The organism is Paenibacillus sp. Soil787 (assembly GCF_001429545.1).
GTDB lineage: Bacteria > Bacillota > Bacilli > Paenibacillales > NBRC-103111 > Paenibacillus_E.
On record NZ_LMSP01000003.1, the window covers coordinates 133,039 to 151,428 of the forward strand.

The window sequence follows — 18,390 nt, forward strand, 5'->3', positions numbered from 1 at the left end:
GTTGCAACGGGTCTGACGACCTTGCGCACAATTTTTGTGCGCTCGCGCCCGGTGGCGACCGGTCTGACGACCTTGCGCACAATTTTTATGCGCTAGCGTCCGGTCGCGACCGATCTGACGACCTTGCGCACAATTTTTGTGCGCTAGCGCCCGGTCGCGACGAATCTGACGACCTTGCGCACAATTTTTGTGCGCTAGCGTCCGGTCGCGNATCTGACGACCTTGCGCACAATTTTTGTGCGCTAGCGCCCGGTCGCGACGAATCTGACGACCTTGCGCACAATTTTTGTGCGCTAGCGTCCGGTCGCGACCGATCTGACGACCTTGCGCACAATTTTTGTGCGCTAGTATTCCTTCTCTCCATACTACCAAATTTACCAAAAAAATTAGAAAGGGAGTATCCTCATGCTCTGCCTCGAAACTTATACTTTCTATAATGTTGAAAAAGCACCCCTTCTTGGGCAATGTCATTAAGTTAAGCTCAAAGACAAGACCGGGAATAAAAATGGAATCCGAAACGGCATGGAAAATAGCCCTGTGCCGTTTGTTTTTTGGCGTAAGCAAGGGAAAAAGCGTACAGCAAACAAAGCGGATGGACTATCCGCTTAAAAAAATGTTCATGTGAAACGAATTATGCTACTCTGTAGACGAAGCTAACAGCTGATTTCCAGCGGATTTTGCGCGTATTCTGCTGCCCTGGGCGAATGGGTCGAATCGGCAAAATGTTTTTGCGAATCAGCGCTTCAACATCGGGCAGTGGTCCATCGCCGCGTGAGCGCAGGAAATGTCTACAAACGTAAACGGCAACCGTGAAGTTGACTTGGTAGTGGTGCTGTTTATCCATTTGGGAAATGACGACGTGCGAGGTCATCATTTCAGCGAAATTGTACATGATCATTCTTGCGAAAATCTCTTGGGTGATGGACTCTTGTTTCTTTGCGTGAAAATTCGTCAGACCGACGGTGTATTTTAATGCCCTGAACGAGGTTTCAATACCCCATCGCATGTTATAAATGGACCAATGGCATCCACGTATAGTCTGTTGTATAAGTCATAGGCAGTGTTCAAATGCAGAAGGTTATAGCCTTTCGTGTTCGGTTGACTTTGAAAATAGGTGTCTGTGTCCTCAGGGTCAGTTGCAATATGCAAATCCGAACCGTCAACGGCAAGTAATCGATACCCTCGGTATTGCTTGATATTCGTATATGATTGCGTAAATTCGTGAAACAAGAATTCCACAGCAGAGGGCAAGATTTTATTCCTCTGCCCAACAAAAGCAGACGTGGTTGCGGTGTTTACGTCATAGCCCTGGGATTCCAGGAGTTCCTTATATAGGCTGTTGCCACCCATTGAGATCAGGAATTGCATAACCGTTTCAAAGGGCAGCTTTTTCTTTCGGATAAAATCTTTTTTAGGGTTTTTGACAAAAGGTGCTGGTGCTGCTGACATTTCTCGTATGAGGGATGTCAGCGTTTCTTTTAGCGAATTTGCGTATTCATTCATAGGCGTAACCTCCTCGTTTTTCAAGGGGCTTCGCCACATATTTCCAACTGCTTGTCAAGTCCTATTTCTCATTTTTGCGCAAAAAAAGAGCGGGTTATCTTTCGATAACCTGCTCTTTTTCTTAATTTTTAGCCCTGCGCCTTAACTTAATGACATTGCCTTCTTGGGGTGCTTTTTTTAAAAACGAATTATCCTTTAACCAAACCAAGCAAAACGCCTTTAACGAAAAACCGCTGTGCAAAGAGCCTCTTATATGTCTCTCCTACTGTATAGTCACCTTGACTCTTACTGTGCGCCCGGTTAAATCCAGCCTCATTCCCGGCTTGCCGAAGAACGGCATGCCGTCCGGCTTCCAGAACAATCGCTGCACGCGAGCATGGCGATTGGGATCGTAAAGAGGATCGCCGATGATCTCTTTATAGGGACGAGCATGATATACGAAAAGATCGGCGGAGCCATCCTCGGACACCGTGAAGCTATTATGCCCTGGACCGTACTCGGAAGCGGCCTCGTTGCTGACAAATACCGGCTCCTTCGATTTGGTCCATGAAGCAGGATCGAGCAAATCGCTCGTGTCGGCCGCCACTAACAAGCCCATACAATAACGGTCATCTGTACCGCTGGCGGAATAGGCCATATACAAGCGTCCGTTTCTCTTCAGCATGGCCGGGCCTTCATTAACGCGATGCCGCTGGATTTCCCAGTCGTATTCTGGGAACGAGAGCTTCACGGGTTGACCTGAAATCGACCATGGCTTGTCCATAAGAGCGATGTAGAGACAGGATTCCTCGAAAATCTGTGCCCATACCAAATACCTTCGTTCCTCATGCTCAAAGGTTGTCGCATCCAGAGAGAAGCTCTCGACCGGGAGCTCGATTTTACCCTTCTCCACCCAAGTTCCTGTAAGGGGATTCTCATCTGCACATTCAAGCACGTACGGACGGATGTCCCATTTGTTTTCCGCACTGCCGGCCGCGAAGTAGATGTACCATTTTCCGTCGATCCTGTGAAGCTCCGGCGCCCAGATATGGTTGCCCATCTCTCCCGCTTCGTGCTTGGTCCAGATGACAGTCTCCTCAGCAGTCGAAAGACCGTCGACGGTTCGGGACCTCCGCAGCACTAGCCGGTCATACTCCGGTACCGACCCGGTAAAATAATAATATCCGTCCGTATGCTTCAGCACATAGGGATCGGCACGGTTCGGAACCAGCGGGTTCGGATAATCGTCCCCCTCCAAGGTCCCCTCTACGATAAAGCTTCCCGGCTTCTCGAGAAGCGATGGGTCGACGAGTTCCCAGCTGACCGGAAATCTTTCGACCATTCCGCCCTCCAGTTCGACCTCGACTTGTCTCGGCAGGCTCAGAGATTCGCCGGCCGCCATGCTGATATTCGTTTCCTTTACGCCTACTATCTTCATGCCTTGATCTCGCCTTCTTTTCTCTAATGGAATTGTAACGGATTGCTTCGGAAATTCATAAGCGAAGCTGCTTGTCCATCTAATAGCTGGATGAAAAAAGTATAGATGGTTGTTCCTTCGCATTCAATGAACTATAATAGTCAAAAACTGACCTATCGTGCTTGTTGGGAGTGTTCGTATGCTTGAGTTGATTACTTGCGGGTATCATTTAGTTCACAACGACGGTATCATGATTAACCGACCGAATGGCTCGGGAGATTATGCCTTTGTATTCTTTAAAAGCAGTGCCGAGGTGAATCTGCACGGCACCTCTTTTACCGTCGATAAAAACTCGTTCATCTTGTTTCAGCCCGTGTCGTCCTATTATTACCGTGAACATGAAAACCCGTTTATCAATGACTGGTTTCATTGCAAGGGAGATGACATACAAGAATTTCTATTACAATTGAATCTCCCCTTGGACACACTGATTAAAGCTCCTGATCCGCTGCTGATCTCCAAATACATTATGGACCTGCAGAGTACCTTTCGTCTAGGCGGATCACTGCGCGACAGGATAATCGACTGCGATCTGCGATCCTTTTTTATGAAGCTGAGCGATCTGCGGGAACGAACCACCCATCCCGACAAACTGAACCGATATTACATCCAGTTCTCCGAGTTGCGCAACGAGTTGTACAGTTCTCCCAATAAGAACGTATCTGTGCCTGATCTGGCTTCCAACCTAAATATGAGCAAATCGTATTTCCAGCATATCTATAAGGACTTATTCGGATGCTCTGTGATTACTGACATCATTAATGCCAGACTTGATTACGCGAAGTACCTTTTGGATCATAGTGGATTAACGGTTACCGACATTTCCAAAATGTGCGGCTATGAGAACGACACCCATTTCATGCGTCAGTTCAAAAAATTCGTCGGCGTCTCGCCTAGACAATATAAATTCAGAAATCAAGCTAGAAATGATAACGACTGAACTCGATCAGCCGCCGGTATTTAAGAATCTCTTGATTCTATCAAATTCTTCCATTGTTATCGGCAGCACAGTCCCATGCTTGAAACCATAAGGGAAACTAAAGCTTTCATCCGAGCGAATGAATCGCCCGCTTTCCAGCGTATCGGAGATGAACGGCACATAGCCCTGCCCTTCACCTTCGACGCCGTAGAAGTCGAGCATCAGGCACCATTTGCCGTTGCTCAGTCTAAAAGCGGTCGGCGCTTCATAGACGCCCTGCTGCAGTTTGGCCATCTCCTCATCGAAAGCCGCAACTCTGGTGTAATCGTCTCCGGTGAGCGTACTCCCTTTTTCCAGAATAATGGTTGCGGGGTTAGCCTCACTCTTGAGGAAGCGGTAGAAGACACCGTTCTCCTCATAAATGGCGGAATCGATGATTCCGCTGTCTTTCTTCCGGCAAAGTAGTTTTGGCGTAGTAAAGTTCTCGAAATCCCGCGTCCGCGAATAGTAAATCCCCTTGGGACCGTAGTTGTTCGATATGTGGGAGGAGGACCAATGAAGCACGTAGTCATCATGATGAGGATCGTAAATCACATCCGGGGCCCACAGGCAGCCGAAATCTTCATCACCGAGCTTGATCAGCCGCTGCTTCGACCAGTTTACCAAATCCTCCGACTCCCACAGCGATAAATGCTTACTGCCGTCGGTCGAAATATTTTGCCAGCTGCCTTTGTATTTAGTGTGAAAGCAGTTCGCCAAACTGAGATCGGTAGCTAGAATATAGAATTTGCTGTTCTTGGCTCTTACGATGGTATGGTCGCGAACTCCTTTCTCCCCAAGATGGCTTTCAAGAACAGGGTTCCCGTTATTCACCTGCTCCCAATTGAACCCATCGGTGCTCAGGGCAAAATAGACCTGCTCGCCGTCAGGCGTCTTTTTTTCTTTAAAATGAACGAATACATAGGCTTCCAAACGAAACAGCCTCCTTCTTTCTTCTCTTCTTCATCCTTCATATCTAAACGGATCGTCATGTGAATATTCATTTTATTTTGACTACCATATTAAGTATAGTACTTTATCTATTCCGCGCAATAATCCAAGCTGGCGAAAAACTGACCTATTATGCACAATGGCTTTGCTTTCCGTTCCTCATATCCCCCCTCTCATTTATTAAAGGAGGAAGGCACCCAAGCCTTCCCCCCTGTAACTGAATTCTACTTACTTATTCATATTTCAAGATTGATCGTGAGGCACGGTGACAGTTGCAGTTACAACTGTTTTGTTGCCCGCTTTATCGGTTGCTGTATACGTGATGGTATAGATTCGATCTTTTTCCGCACGCAAGCTGAATGAAGTGTCGGCTGTTCCGAAATCGGCGTTCTGAATGTCGCCTTGACCGCTATCCGGTTTATTGCTCGTGATAGACGTTAACACCACAGATTCAATACCCGATGTAGCATCACTCGGATTCAGCGTGGCATTGATCGTCACCATTTTATGTTCCGCCGGCCAAATCGTCGTCTTATCCAACTGGACGGATAACGTTGGAGCCGTTTTGTCTACCTTAAACTCGACGGTTTTGAGATGTTCGACATTGCCTGCTTGATCCGTACTGCGGTAACCGAGCTTAAATGTTCCTTCACCGAAGGCAGGAATGGAACCGTTGTAAACAATCCACGAACCGTCATTCACCTGGTATTCCGTTGTTACGGCGCCTCCGTATACACTGGCGTATACGGACAAGCTTACGGTAACATCCATCGTGTACCAGCTGTTCTTGCCGTTAGGCGCAGCCGGATTCAACATTGCGGTGGTGACAGGGGCAATCTTATAGATGTTGTTTACGGTCATGCTGGTTACGTTCGATACGTTTCCTACAGCATCCGTTCCCCTTGCATACACGGTATCATTGCCTGCAACAACGACAGGGGCGGTGTATGCTGTCCATGCGCCGCTTTCGCCTACTTTGTATTCCTTCGCTGCAGCGTCGTCCGGATAGCTGATCGTTACGGTGACGCCTTGGTTGGTTGGTGTTGTGGTATCAACAGCCAATGTTGCATCGGCAGGCGCAATATGGTCGATATTGCTGACCACGTAGCTCGTTACATTTGAGACGTTGCCCGCTGTATCCGTTGCTCTTGCGTAAACCGTGCCGTTGTCGGAAACAACCACAGGAGCGCCATACGCTGTCCATGTACCGTTATCTCCTACTTTGTACTCCTTAACTGCAGCGTCATCCGGATAGTTGATCGTTACAGTGACATCACTGTTGGTTGGCGCTGTAATATCTGCCGACAACGCTGCGTCCGCCGGCGGCGTCTTGTCGAATTCTAACGCATCAAGCGCACTTAGCAGCTGTGCGGCCGAAGCGTCGATGGCAGCTTGATTGGCATTCGATGCCAATGCTTTTGCGTTCCGGGCGGCTGCCGCAACTGCTTGCCAGCTCGTTTCGGTGTAAAGCTTGGCGTCAAGCGCTGCAGCTTTATCCAGCAAGTACGCCAGTAAGGAATTGTCCCCCAGTGGCGCCGTATTGTTTGCTAACTGAAGGATCTCATCAGCGCTTAATACATGATCGTAAATACGGAATTCGTCCAGCATGCCGCTGAGCAGCGGGTCGGAGAACTGGCTTTTCCCGATATAATTTAGTGTCGGTTTGAAGTCGCTCGGCTTGATCGTGACGTTAGCGGATGCCTTTTCCACGCCGTTCACATACAGCTTCTCCGTACCGTTCCCGAGCGTCAACGCCACATGAACCCACTGACCCACTGCGAGCTGCGAGGTTTGTACGATTTGCTCGGCGCCGCCGTTCTTGATTGCAAACCGCATAAAATTACCCGTTTTCGGCGTCAGGAACATGTATTGGGTAGTGCCGTTACCGAAATCGAAGATTCGCTGCCAATCTTTGCCGCCATTCCAGTACACCCAAGTTGACACGGTCATCTGATTGTAACTGGACAGAGGATGCGTGGAGGGCAGCGTGACATAGCTATTGGTGCCGTTCAATTCGATCGCTTTCCCGACGTTCCCATCTTTGTACGCAGGGGTGCCGGAAACCGTTCCGTTGGCAGACCCGAATGCATTATTGGCGTTTCCTTCAAACGAATAGAGGGATAACGGGCTGCCGGCAAGCAAGCTCTTCGCATCGTAAAGCTCCTTGGCGATTTTCATAACAGAATAACCCGGAGTCATTTCCGCTTTGATGCGTTCAACTTCTTGGTTGAATAGATAATAGCTCAGTCTTGAATAATTTCCCGCTTCAAGCTTTGCCGCATTATCGAGTGCAATCTGCAGCGGGTCAATGACCGTTACCGACGAACTGTCCGTGGTACCTGTCACGACAGGTCCATTATCGTACAGAATCACAAATGAAATTTTGCCCGTTTGATAAGCAGTTCCAACCGTATACCGGGCTTTCCAATGAAGCTTGTCGTCGGAAGCGGTCTCCATCAATTTATCGTCGAAATAAACCTTGACATTCTCAAGAGCTTTACCGGCAGCAAAATCCAAGGTGACCGTATTCCCCGTCAAGGCTAAGGAAGAATCCTCCGGATTATCCGACTTCAGCGAAACCGTGTCCAGAAGGACCGGGCTTCCCGTATGGATGACGGTACCATAGAACTTGACTTCGGCAAGATTGCCGAACCATTGGGCCCCATTGTAAATCCGGATATAACGGTAGGCTTTCGGATTCTGGACCGTTAACGTTTGCCAATTCATCGTATTTACTGCTGGGGCAGTCAACGTCACCCACGGCTCATAATCGATGTGGTTGGTTCCCTGGATGACAGCACCTGCTAGCCGGGCGGCATTTATTGCAAGTAATTTTACTTGGGTTAATTGCACTTTATCCTGATCGCCGAGGTCAAATGCAACCCAAGAGCCCCAGCCTCCGCTAGTGGAGCGAAAATCGGAGCCGGTGGCTGCATTCCCGTCGAATAGAGAGGACACGATCTGTTTTGTCGTATCCATGCTTCGACCCGGTGTAGAATCAATCAAAGAAAGATTCTTGAATACATCGTTGATGAGCCCATCTTCATTAACGATAGTCACCGATGTGCCGCCCGTCGTACTTCTGACTGATTTCCCGAAATTCGCACCTTGATTGTAGTCGATGCGGAACTGGACTTTGCCAGGCGTATAGCTTTCTCCAAGCTTTTGCGTCACGGTAAAATGACGGGCATCTGTGGAAACGGTATCCATCTTCGTACTGCCGAAATAAACGGCAACACTGTCGATCGGTTCGCTAGCAGTAAACGATAAGGTCACGGTATCTCCCAGCGTTGCGATGGAAGGATTGCCCGGATGATCGGACACGATAGATACAGCTTGCAGCAGATCGACAAACGGGAGATCGGCATTGTCAAAACTGAAGTAATCAACTTCCACACTGCCATCGGCAGTTCCGCCGGTTGCTTGCAGCCTGAGATAAATCCCGCCTTCTCGCGCAGCAAAACCCGATTTCGCCAAATCATATGCGATCGTTACGAACTCGCCGTTCGTATTCGGAACAGCAAATTCAGCTACGGTATTGGTGGCTGCATTTCCATTGCCAAGATCGATGGCTTTCATGACAACAGGCTCGCTGCTCTTCACCCGCAAAACCATAAAGCGCCGGTCATCACCTTTGGATCCCATATTGGCATTACGATATGCGACTGCGGAGCTGTCTCCTTTTAATACGACATTATCCCCAACTTTCTCGGCGTTGCCGTACAGATCGGAAAGATAGCTTCCACCTTGCGTTTTTGACGACTGAACCGTTCCGGAAGAGGATGGCGTTACGTATTTAAAACTGTTAAAGGTCAGAGAGCCGGTCCCTCTGTAGACAAAATAAAGATCGTTGTTGCCTCCGTTATTGCCGTAAATAATCTCATCATTTTGATGGTCGAACGCGGCGGTCACCATGCTGCCTGCCGTATCCGCAATCGGATACGTCTTGACGAGCCGGCCCTGCGGGCCTCCAAGCCTCATTTCAAGCATGCCGCTACCTGCGGCTGTGTGATTCAACTGCATCTGAACGGTTCCGTTGTCAAAATTCATATTGCGATACCCGATATAACCGCCGTCTGTCAAGGTAACGTTATTCGCCGCCTCGTTTTTCACATAACCTGATCTGCTCGTATAAGGGGCTTCAATCGCCTTGTTATCGGTTTTGGCAAATCCGCCCGAAAATTGAAACCAGTGCGATTCGGCGGCAAGATTATAAACGTTGCTGGAACCCGTAATTTTGAAATACAGATTTTTCTTGCCTTTCAGTGTATCGCCGATGTTATCGAATTTTTGAACATAGGTGTTCTGTATGGTCCACCAGCCTGAATTGGGGACCTGGAAGATGGCCGTCGGCGTTGTTTGGGCCATGGTCTCGTCGGTCAGCTTCACGTCAGGATCGGTAACGTACATGCTGATGGTCGACCCGGCCGGCGAGCTCAAGGTATAGTTGTACGCCAACGTATCTGCGGGAACCGAACCGAAATCAAAGTTTTCGTAGCCGATCCAGTTGCCGTTCATCGTCCCTTCGGCTTTGTATTGGACAAAACCGTTTTCGTCCAGATAACTGGCGATTCCGGGTTTTACAAAGCCGTTCTTAAACCAAACTGCGTTGTTGGACGAAAAAGGTACAGCCGGGTACCGGTTATACAGACCATATAAATTTCCATTTTCCTGCAAAGGCTGAGGCGGGCCCTTCGGCTCCGTGGCCAAGGCACCGTTCAGAGGGGTAAAGAGCAGCTGACCAAAACCCGGCATATCGATGGACTGGCCTTCAGGATGGTCCATCATGAGCTCGGGATATTTGTACAATTCGTCGTAAATACCACCGGAATATCCTTTCTCATATTTATAATGATTATAGATGGAAACGATATCCGTTCCGCTTCCCCGTCCCCCCGGACTGACGGCGGACCATTCGGTCTTTTGCCCCAAGCCGTTGACATTGGGAATATAGTCCACATCGTACCCTGCATTGTATTTCGTATAATAAGTTAAGGCCTTTAGCAGCTTTTGATTCTGGAACTCGTAGGGGTCTACCCCGCCCTCGGCAACCGGAACCCCGGTTACAGGATCAAGCTTCGTCCCCTGCACATGGATGGTTCGGGCCGCTGCTCCGAGCGCCGCCACGTCACCGCCCGAATGAGGCTGGTCGCGTCCCATTTCGACGACCTCTCCATTATCCAATACCATCGCGGCAATCGAGAAATTGGTGCTGTTTGCTCCGGTTGTATTTGCGTCGTCTACCGCTTTTTTATTGTAGGCAAACCGCTCCACCGCTTCGTTATAACCGTTGATATCGTCCAGGAAGATGGAAATGGACATATACCCCATGTTCCCTACGGCCGCTTGATTAAAAAATCCGTACCACTTGTTCGATTCTTGCCAGATGAGTCTTAAGAAATTATCGAAGACCTTCTTTGTTTCATAATCGATATTGCCTTGGGCGTCCCGGCACCACCCGGAGCTTGGCGTATAGAGAAGAATTTCTGCAGCGGCAGCCATCTTCTGACCTCCTACACCGGAGCTGAGAACGCTGGATGCCCCCCACACCGATGCGATAGTGTCCCAATTGGCCGGCTCCGTCGTATTGAAAAATTGCTTGAGACCATTGCCCCACGCGTCCAATACCTTTTTGGCGTTGTTCAGGTAATCCTGATCCCCCGTGATGTACCACATGAGCGCTTGTTGATAAGCTGTCGTGGCATCTTGGCGCAATTGCTTGTCCCCATTGCTGTCGGAGATTTGGGAATAGACGAATTCCTTTTGCGTTCCTCCGTTCCCATAGATCACAACATTTTTCGAGGATTCAGGAGTCCTTCTGAATGAATCGAATGCAGATGCCCAAGGCTCTTTCCCCTGCCAAACCATATCCCTCATGGTGTTCAGATCCGTTCGTGATTGCAGAATACCCGGGTGGACGAGTCCTGTCGGACCTTTGACCACATACTTGTCATAGCTTCGGTCATAGTTCGGATTGATGATTGCGCTATTTTGCGGCGTCGGCACAGCGGAATCATAAGAGGTATAGGGTGCAATGGCTGAAGCTTCGGCAGCCTGTACGGTTACATGGCTAACCGGTGTGGCGCCGCCTAAAATTAGCAGAGATAATACGATAGTAAGAGAGCGTTTACATTTTGGCAGAAACCCCTTCATTTAAAGACCTCCTTTCATGATTGAGCCCATTGCGGGCAAAACGACCTGTTCGAATTTCGTTTTCATTTCTTCCCTCCTAATTTAGTCGTAAATCTATACTAAACCGCCGAAGCGAGTTCAGCCTATCTGGGGATCAGTCTTTCACTGCGCCGATCAACGCAGCTGCTGTCCTTCCTTACTACCAATATGCCTATCCACACGAAAATTGAAAAGCTTAACTAAAGGCACATTGAATAAAAATGTAGAAAACTATGTATTTAAAAAGCGGCAAATTGAATAAAGTTCGGCAATAAACATCCTAAACGATGAAAAGACCGCCAATTCCTAAAAGGGAACTAGCGGTCTTCAGTCATTCAGCGATTTGATTAGCTTTCATCATCCGGTGACAACTTAAGCTCAAAGCTCTCGTTCCGGTCACATGTCAGCAAGCCATCCAACACATCCAATCTGGCAACCTGAATCGAAGTACGGCGACATTGATAGGACCCGTCATCGAACCCGTCCACTCTGCCGGGATGAGTAAAATAAAAGATATAGGCTTGATCTCCTTGGACGACTACGTCTGCGTGATTGGCGATCGTTCCGTCTTCCTCTCGCAAACCTGGTTTTTCAAGAATTCGGCCTTGCCGCTCCCACTTCTCCAAATCATCGGAACGGTAAACGCCTTGTCCTTTCCATTCATCTATGATCATCCAATAATAGCCTTTAAAGTGAAACACATTCGGTCCTTCATGTAATTCATCGGTAATCACTGGTCCAATTGGCTGCCAATTATACAGATCTTTGCTATCCGCAGCGTAGGTATGATTCCACTGTTTAAACCACATCCGAAACATGCCGTTCGGCAGTTGATACACACAGGCATCGATCACGTTCTCCTCACTTATTCCAAGTGTAGACTGGAACTCCCAACGAATAAGGTCGGGGCTTGTATAATGCCTGATACGAGCCTTGCCCGACCAACTTATCGGTACGCCATGGACATAAGTGACATACATATGATATAGCCCATCATGCCAAATGATTTCGGGCGCCCAGAACGTGTTTCTGCCCCATTCTGTTTCAAGACCTTCCAGTGTTCCCCGGTATAACCAGGTTGATCCGCCATCCGAAGAAGAAGCGACACCGAGATTGGTGCCATGCACCCATCCGAATTTCGGACCTTCCTGTGTTGCCCGGCGATTCGTATAAATCATCCACCATTCCTTTGCCTCTCTGTTCCAAATTACAACTGGATCGGCAGCCCCGTCATACATTGGATCCCTAAATAAGGGTGCATTCATATTTATTCCTCCTTGTCATTTCCGAACTCTTTATTATCTTCAAAGAGATCTGTAGGTGAAATTACTGAACTTAACTCGGCCTTCGCCTGTTGCATGCAACGCGATTCGCAGACTTAGAAAGCCTCCCAATACATTGTGGTGGTAGCCGGACGTTTCGAAACCGTGATCCAGTTTGGTCCACTGTCCTTGCAAGTCACGGAAGTATAAGCTTACCTCATGATGATCATTGACGATTCGAAGCGTTACGGATTCTCCGGACACTGCATTGCGTTCATTCGTATTTAGATTTCGGAATACGAACGACCCCTTGCCATCAAAGCCGATACCAAAGTGGAAGCCTGGTTTATAGAACAAGCCCAGCGTGCCTTCTGCATCACCTTCCACCTCAACGGAAACCTCGGCCGTATAAGTATGGTGCACCGGAATGCATAAAAGCGGTTCTGAACGATTCTTGGGAACTGCCTTCAATACGAATTGGTTATCTTCGATTTGATAATCGTCAAGACGTTCTCCCCCGAAGAAATGCCAATGCAGTCCCAATCGTCCGGAATCCGCAAGCCGATATGCTTCAACCGAAGGCAATGCGGCTGCTGAAGCCTCATGAGCTGCTCCATCCTCGGCATTCACTGCGGTGAACCAGCCATCGGCTGTCCACCCAATCGGTTCGATCAGCGTCTGCCTGCCTAGGGTATAAAAGTCTTTTTCATAGGCATGATACACGACAAACCAATTCCCTTCGGGCGTATCAACCAACGTCCCGTGACCCTTGGACCACCAAGTTTCGCTGCGATGCTTCGTACGCACAATCGGATTGAACGGAGAATTCTCCCACGGACCCTCCAAGGAACTGGAACGTGCAGAGACGATCATGTGGCTGGTCGCAGGCCCGGCAGTCCCCCCTTGCGCGCTGGTCTTAAAGTAATATCCGTCCTTAAACGTAAGCTTTGGAGACTCCAGATAAAAGCCTTCCGTCAACCATTCCTTAGGATATCTCCAACCGTCGTATACCTTCGTTAAGTCTCCTAAGGTAGATAGGCCATCCTTGGATAGCTTGATCCTGTATCCTTCGGACAAGAACAGGTAACGATTCCCCTCTTGATCTGCTGCATGTCCCGGGTCGATATAACCGACCATCAAATCGATAGGTTTACTCCAAGGCCCTGCAGGGTTTTCTGCAGTAACGACCCAGTTAGTTCCGCCAGCCGGAAAATAGATATAAAAGAGTCCTTCATAGTAAATCAAATCCGGCGCCATAATCGATCCGCCGACATGCTCATGAATCGCGTGACCGACAGGCTCCCAATCGACTAAATTCCGGGAATGCCATATGAGAAGTCCCGGTGTATAGTGAAAGGAAGAGTGCGTCATATAGTAATCCTCGCTGACTCTAACAATAGATGGATCCGGATAGTCGCCTGCCAAAATAGTGGTAATACCTTGAATTTTAGACATTGTAGGCCCCCCAATGATTTGATAATAGTAGTTCTATATCATCCATTTCATTTATCCTCCTCGATCTTATGGAAGCTGACTCCCCTAGCATATTCATTCATGACAAACTTCCCTTGCTCCGGTCGTAAGATTAACTCTCCGTTAATACGACTCGATATAGTGCATACCCGGCGCAAAATATAACACCATCAATCCCAACTGCAACCTTGGGAGCATCATACAGAACTAAACGGCTCATTTTCTCATTCTCCTAGCGGTAAGGATCATCCTATTTGTCTTTTTTATAAAAAGATGCCCCCACGCCTCAGATGGGGAATGGGGGCATCTACATACAACTTTAATGAGTCTAGATTCTCTTATTACTTGCCGCCGCCATCAAGGTAAGCTTGGACTTGCTTGATAACTTCTGCGCGAACAGTTTCAAGACCCATATCGCGCCATTCCTTATTACTTTTCTGTGCGAGTTCTTTCCATTTCGGTTCCATGCCCGTCATCAAGAGATCCGCAGTTTGTTGCAATTTCGGTTTAATTTTTCCAAGTTCTGTAGCAACCGGCTTGGCATCAAAGATGAATCCGGAGAGTGCGACTTGATAGTAGCTGTTTTTATCCATTGCATATTTGATATATTTGAGGACTTCTGGATCCTGGTTGGTATTAATCCGGGACAAATTCGGATTCCAAGTCAACTCATAACCCTGGAACGAATAGTTGGCGGCTTTGTCAGTAGGTTTGAAACCGTTCTCTCCGTCCTTGGTCCAGTGTTCTCCTTCGATCCCTAATTCGAACAGGTCATGGTTGTCCTTGCTGCTGTACAACCAATCCAGGAACTTCATGGTACGGTCAGCATTCTTCGAGGTTGTAGGAATAACAACGCTGTTGTTTGCACGGAAATCTGTTCTAAGAGCAGCAGGCTTCATATTTTGAACATCCGGGCTGGTATAGAAGAAAGGTTCAAACGTAGCATTTGGAACTGCTTTCTTAGCAACAGCATTACCCGCAGTAAACCCTAAGAGGTTACCCTCCCCTGAAGCATTTTTAGCCGGATCAAGAGCCTGGTTAGCTGAGGCTGATAATGGATCTTTATTATTGTACTTTCTATATTCCACTCTCGTTCCAAAGTGGCCATAAATCGAATCATGCGTGTTAAAAGGTGCAGGGAATTTAGCGAATTCAGATTCCGGGTCACCGATAGTTGCGGCGCCGAGAACCTTCTTACCATCCGCCGACAAGGCGACACTGAACGGAATACCGCCTGTGAACGAATCTTGTACGACAGCAGCTAGGCGAATGTCTTTACGCCCGTTCTCTTGCGGGATACCCAAGCGATAAATACCGCGGCCTCCAATAGCTGCTGCTACATAGTCAGGATGCTTCGCTTGTACAGCATCCAGGTATTTCTTGTAATCATCCAAGGATTTTACTGGCGCTGCGCCCACTTCTTCTCGGATGTCTTTGCGGATACTAATAATGAAAGGATCGGTATACGACGTTAGAAACGGAATCGAATAGATATGGCCGTTAATTTTATTTGATTCAAGCATCTCCGGCGGGAACGCTTTCTTGAGTCCTGGGTATTGATCATTATTGAAGTACTTGTCTAACTGCTGATAGTACCCCAGACTGACGTTGTTATAAAGGAACATCCATGGCGCGTCAAACATCAGATCAACTGCTTCGCCAGTAGACATTTTCAACTGCATCTTTTGCTTGTGATCAGCAGAAGGGTTGTACTCAATATCAAGCTTAGTATTCAGTGTATCTTTGCTGACTTCCTCGAATTTGGCCAATACTTCCCCCAAATCAGCAGGCTTCTCACCGAAAAGCATGAATTTCAGTGTCGCTGGAGAAGGAGCTGTAGCCGTTGTTGCAGTTCCATTCGGAGATGCGCTGCTCGCGCTGTCGGAGCCTTTGTTCGAACAAGCTGACAAGATGGTGCCTAAACTAATTGTTACAACCAGTGCAGGTATTGCAGCCTTTTTGAAATAACGTTTCATTTTTTTATTTCCTCCCTTGTATAATTAAATATCTATTCTAAACCGCTTTAAGCGTGTTCAGCCCTGGTATCAACCTTTTACTGCACCAACAAGCAGACCTTTAACGAAATACTTCTGAAGGAACGGGTACAAGAAGATGATGGGACCTATCGTTACAATTGTTGTAGCCATCCGGGTTGTAAGTGTAGGGGCCACATAGCCTGGTACTGAGACTCCCGCGGCGAGCTGCTTGCTAAAATCGGCATTCTCCAAAATCCGTTTAATTAAATATTGCAACGGGAATAAATCTTCCTTCGAAATATATAGCAACGCCTCAAACCATTTGTTCCAAAAGCCCAAAGCATAAAATAGGCTGACTGTCGCCATGGCGGGCAATGATATGGGAATCATGATGCGGAACATGATATAGATCTCGTTAGCACCGTCCATCTTCGCTGATTCCGCCAGCGATTCATCGATGGACTGGAAGAAGTTACGCATTAAGAACATATTAAACGGATTTAATAATGACGGAATGATAAGTACCCAGATCGAGTCCTTCAAACCTAAATACTTCGTAATTAGAATGTAGCTGGTAACAAGTCCTCCATGAAACAGCAGCGTAAAGAATACATAGAACGCGATATGATTACGGTACTTTAGAGAACGGAGAGACAACGGATAAGCAAGGGCGCATGTTACCAGCATGGCCAGAACGGTTCCAACAACTGTGATAAAAATCGTAACACCGTATGACTTATAGATCGTACTATTTTTAAACAAGAGCTGGTAAGCCTCGAAAGACACCTCTTTAGGGAACAGACTGAAACCATTTCTCAATAGTGACCCTTCTGTTGATATCGATGAGCTGATCACGCTTACGAAGGGAAGCAAACACATGATTGCAAAAACCGCAATCGCCGCATACATAAGGGAAAGAAGAGCGCGGTCCCCTATGCTTTCTTTAATGTTCATAGCATTTTCACCTCAATCCAATTTTTAATTTAATACAAGGCCGAGTCATTTGATAATTTGCGTGTGATCTGATTAGCAGCAACAACCAACACGAACCCGACTACGGATTGGAAGAAGCCAACAGCTGCAGACATCGAAATATCGCCCAAATCTGTCAGAGCACGATATACGTAGGTGTCAATGACATCTGTAGTCGGATACAGGAGCGCATTCTTGCCAACAATGGCATAAATCATGCCAATATCACCGTAGAAGATGCCTCCAACAGCCAGTAACAACAACAGGATAACCGTAGGCTTGAGAAGAGGCAGAGTGATATGCCATATCTTGTCCCATCTGCTCGCTCCATCCATCCCAGCGGATTCATAGATTTCGGGGTTGATACCTGAGATTGCCGCCAAATACACAATCGATCCAAAGCCAGCCCCATGCCAAATCTTGATGCATACCAGGAAGAATGGCCAATATGCAGCTTCATTAAAGAAAGCAACGGACTCGAATCCGAACGTATTCAAGATCTTATTAAGAATCCCGCCTTGATACGTAAAAAATACGGAGATGATCATGGCAACTACAGTCCAGGACAAGAAATTAGGTAATGTCACCATGGTTTGTGTGATAACCTTAAATTTTTTGGACTTGAGCTCTGAAAACATAACTGCGATCGAAACGGAAACAATCGTTCCGCACATGATAAATAACAGATTTAGAAATACAGTGTTAAATAATACTTTGAAAATTTCATTGGATTCAAGAAAGAAACGAAAATTTTTAAAGCCTACAAAATCGCTTCCGAATATCCCTTTTATAGGATTATAGTCTTGGAAGGCAATGACAATCCCGAATATCGGCAAGTAGGCAAACACAAAAATTAACAGGATGGCTGGCAGGGTCAAAAGGTACAATAAGTGATTTTTTCGTATTTCTTGGATAAAGGACGATTTCTTTTTAATTGTCATACTTTTCGACAGATTCTTGATTGGAATAGTTTTCTCCACGGGATCCTCCTTGTTGTTTGTATTTGTTTGATCTGTACTCCCAATATGCCAGTGCCCCAAGGATTTGAATAGCGTAACTATCCGTAATTTGATCGAAAATGTGGAATATCACTAGTTTAAAAACCGTGAATTTGAATAAAAAGAGCGAATTGAGCGCCGGAAGATAGAAAAAATCGTCAGTTTCTCCTAGGAAACAGACGATTCTCGTTAATTATTTGACATGGATACCAGCTTATTTTCCCTTCGGAAATGATCGGGGATCATCCCTACATGTTTCTTAAATGATACAAAGAAGTAACTCGTGTTGTCGAATCTGACCCTTTCTCCGTTTTTTTGGCTGGATGATCGGTATTTAGCAAAAGCTCCTGCGCTTTATGGAATCGAAGCTCCGCCATAAACTCGGCGACAGATTTCCCCATCTCTTCTTTGAACAACTTTCGCACATGAATCTCCAGTTCAGCATCCTCCCGGTCATTTGGGGTTATCTTAACTGATAGATTTAAGTACGTACTATGGCCTCTGCAGGTATGTGCCCGTACCATTTAAATTGGAATGTCCGTGTAGTGTATTGGATTTTCCCTGTCATGCGAGCTCATCCCATTCCTTTCGCCTGATGATGTTTGTGTTCCTCGGGCCGGAAGTTTTCCTCCATCTTCCATCGCCATGCGTGGTGCACAAAAAACCCAAA

General features: G+C 47.2%; 12 protein-coding genes and 1 pseudogene. 1 reads left to right on the plus strand and 12 read right to left on the minus strand.

Annotated features, from left to right (window positions below):
• Positions 1-631 precede the first annotated feature (631 nt).
• The 4 genes and pseudogenes from ASG93_RS35860 to ASG93_RS06715 form a co-directional block, all read right to left on the minus strand.
• Positions 632-898, minus strand: a complete 267-nt coding sequence (locus tag ASG93_RS35860) for a hypothetical protein (protein WP_056830127.1) — start codon at positions 896-898, stop codon at positions 632-634.
• 42 nt (positions 899-940) lie between these two features.
• Positions 941-994: pseudogene (locus tag ASG93_RS37075) on the minus strand (hypothetical protein); the annotation flags it as partial.
• A complete protein-coding gene (locus tag ASG93_RS35865; protein ID WP_056830129.1) occupies positions 970-1,503 on the minus strand; it encodes a hypothetical protein in 534 nt (177 codons plus the stop codon). The gene ASG93_RS35865 and the pseudogene ASG93_RS37075, both read right to left, overlap by 25 nt.
• A 262-nt stretch (positions 1,504-1,765) precedes the next feature.
• On the minus strand, positions 1,766-2,920 hold the full coding sequence (locus ASG93_RS06715) for a family 43 glycosylhydrolase (protein WP_056830131.1): 1,155 nt from the start codon (positions 2,918-2,920) through the stop codon (positions 1,766-1,768).
• 178 nt (positions 2,921-3,098) lie between these two features.
• Here ASG93_RS06715 and ASG93_RS06720 point away from each other — a divergent pair, with 178 nt between their 5' ends.
• Positions 3,099-3,899 carry an AraC family transcriptional regulator gene (locus ASG93_RS06720; protein WP_056830134.1) on the plus strand — a complete coding sequence of 267 codons (801 nt, stop codon included), beginning with the start codon at positions 3,099-3,101 and terminating at the stop codon, positions 3,897-3,899.
• A 6-nt stretch (positions 3,900-3,905) separates the two neighbouring features.
• Here ASG93_RS06720 and ASG93_RS06725 read toward each other — a convergent pair whose 3' ends face one another.
• From ASG93_RS06725 to ASG93_RS34870, 8 genes are all read right to left on the minus strand, one after another.
• A complete protein-coding gene (locus ASG93_RS06725; RefSeq protein ID WP_056830137.1) occupies positions 3,906-4,850 on the minus strand; it encodes a glycoside hydrolase family 43 protein in 945 nt (314 codons plus the stop codon).
• Positions 4,851-5,111: 261 nt separating this feature from the next.
• Positions 5,112-11,021: a LamG-like jellyroll fold domain-containing protein gene (locus ASG93_RS06730; protein ID WP_056830139.1), complete on the minus strand. Its 5,910-nt coding sequence runs from the start codon at positions 11,019-11,021 to the stop codon at positions 5,112-5,114.
• Positions 11,022-11,386: 365 nt separating this feature from the next.
• Complete coding sequence (locus ASG93_RS06735) at positions 11,387-12,304, minus strand: glycosyl hydrolase (protein WP_056830141.1); 918 nt, start codon at positions 12,302-12,304, stop codon at positions 11,387-11,389.
• Positions 12,305-12,343: 39 nt separating this feature from the next.
• Positions 12,344-13,756, minus strand: a complete 1,413-nt coding sequence (locus tag ASG93_RS06740) for a family 43 glycosylhydrolase (RefSeq protein ID WP_056830143.1) — start codon at positions 13,754-13,756, stop codon at positions 12,344-12,346.
• 359 nt (positions 13,757-14,115) lie between these two features.
• Positions 14,116-15,750: an extracellular solute-binding protein gene (locus ASG93_RS06745; RefSeq protein WP_056830145.1), complete on the minus strand. Its 1,635-nt coding sequence runs from the start codon at positions 15,748-15,750 to the stop codon at positions 14,116-14,118.
• 69 nt (positions 15,751-15,819) lie between these two features.
• The gene (locus tag ASG93_RS06750) at positions 15,820-16,704 is read right to left on the minus strand and encodes a carbohydrate ABC transporter permease (RefSeq protein ID WP_056830147.1); all 885 of its coding nucleotides are present in this window, start codon (positions 16,702-16,704) and stop codon (positions 15,820-15,822) included.
• 29 nt (positions 16,705-16,733) lie between these two features.
• On the minus strand, positions 16,734-17,702 hold the full coding sequence (locus ASG93_RS06755; protein ID WP_235550761.1) for an ABC transporter permease: 969 nt from the start codon (positions 17,700-17,702) through the stop codon (positions 16,734-16,736).
• A 266-nt stretch (positions 17,703-17,968) separates the two neighbouring features.
• Positions 17,969-18,145: a hypothetical protein gene (locus ASG93_RS34870; protein ID WP_156410823.1), complete on the minus strand. Its 177-nt coding sequence runs from the start codon at positions 18,143-18,145 to the stop codon at positions 17,969-17,971.
• Positions 18,146-18,390: the final 245 nt, after the last annotated feature.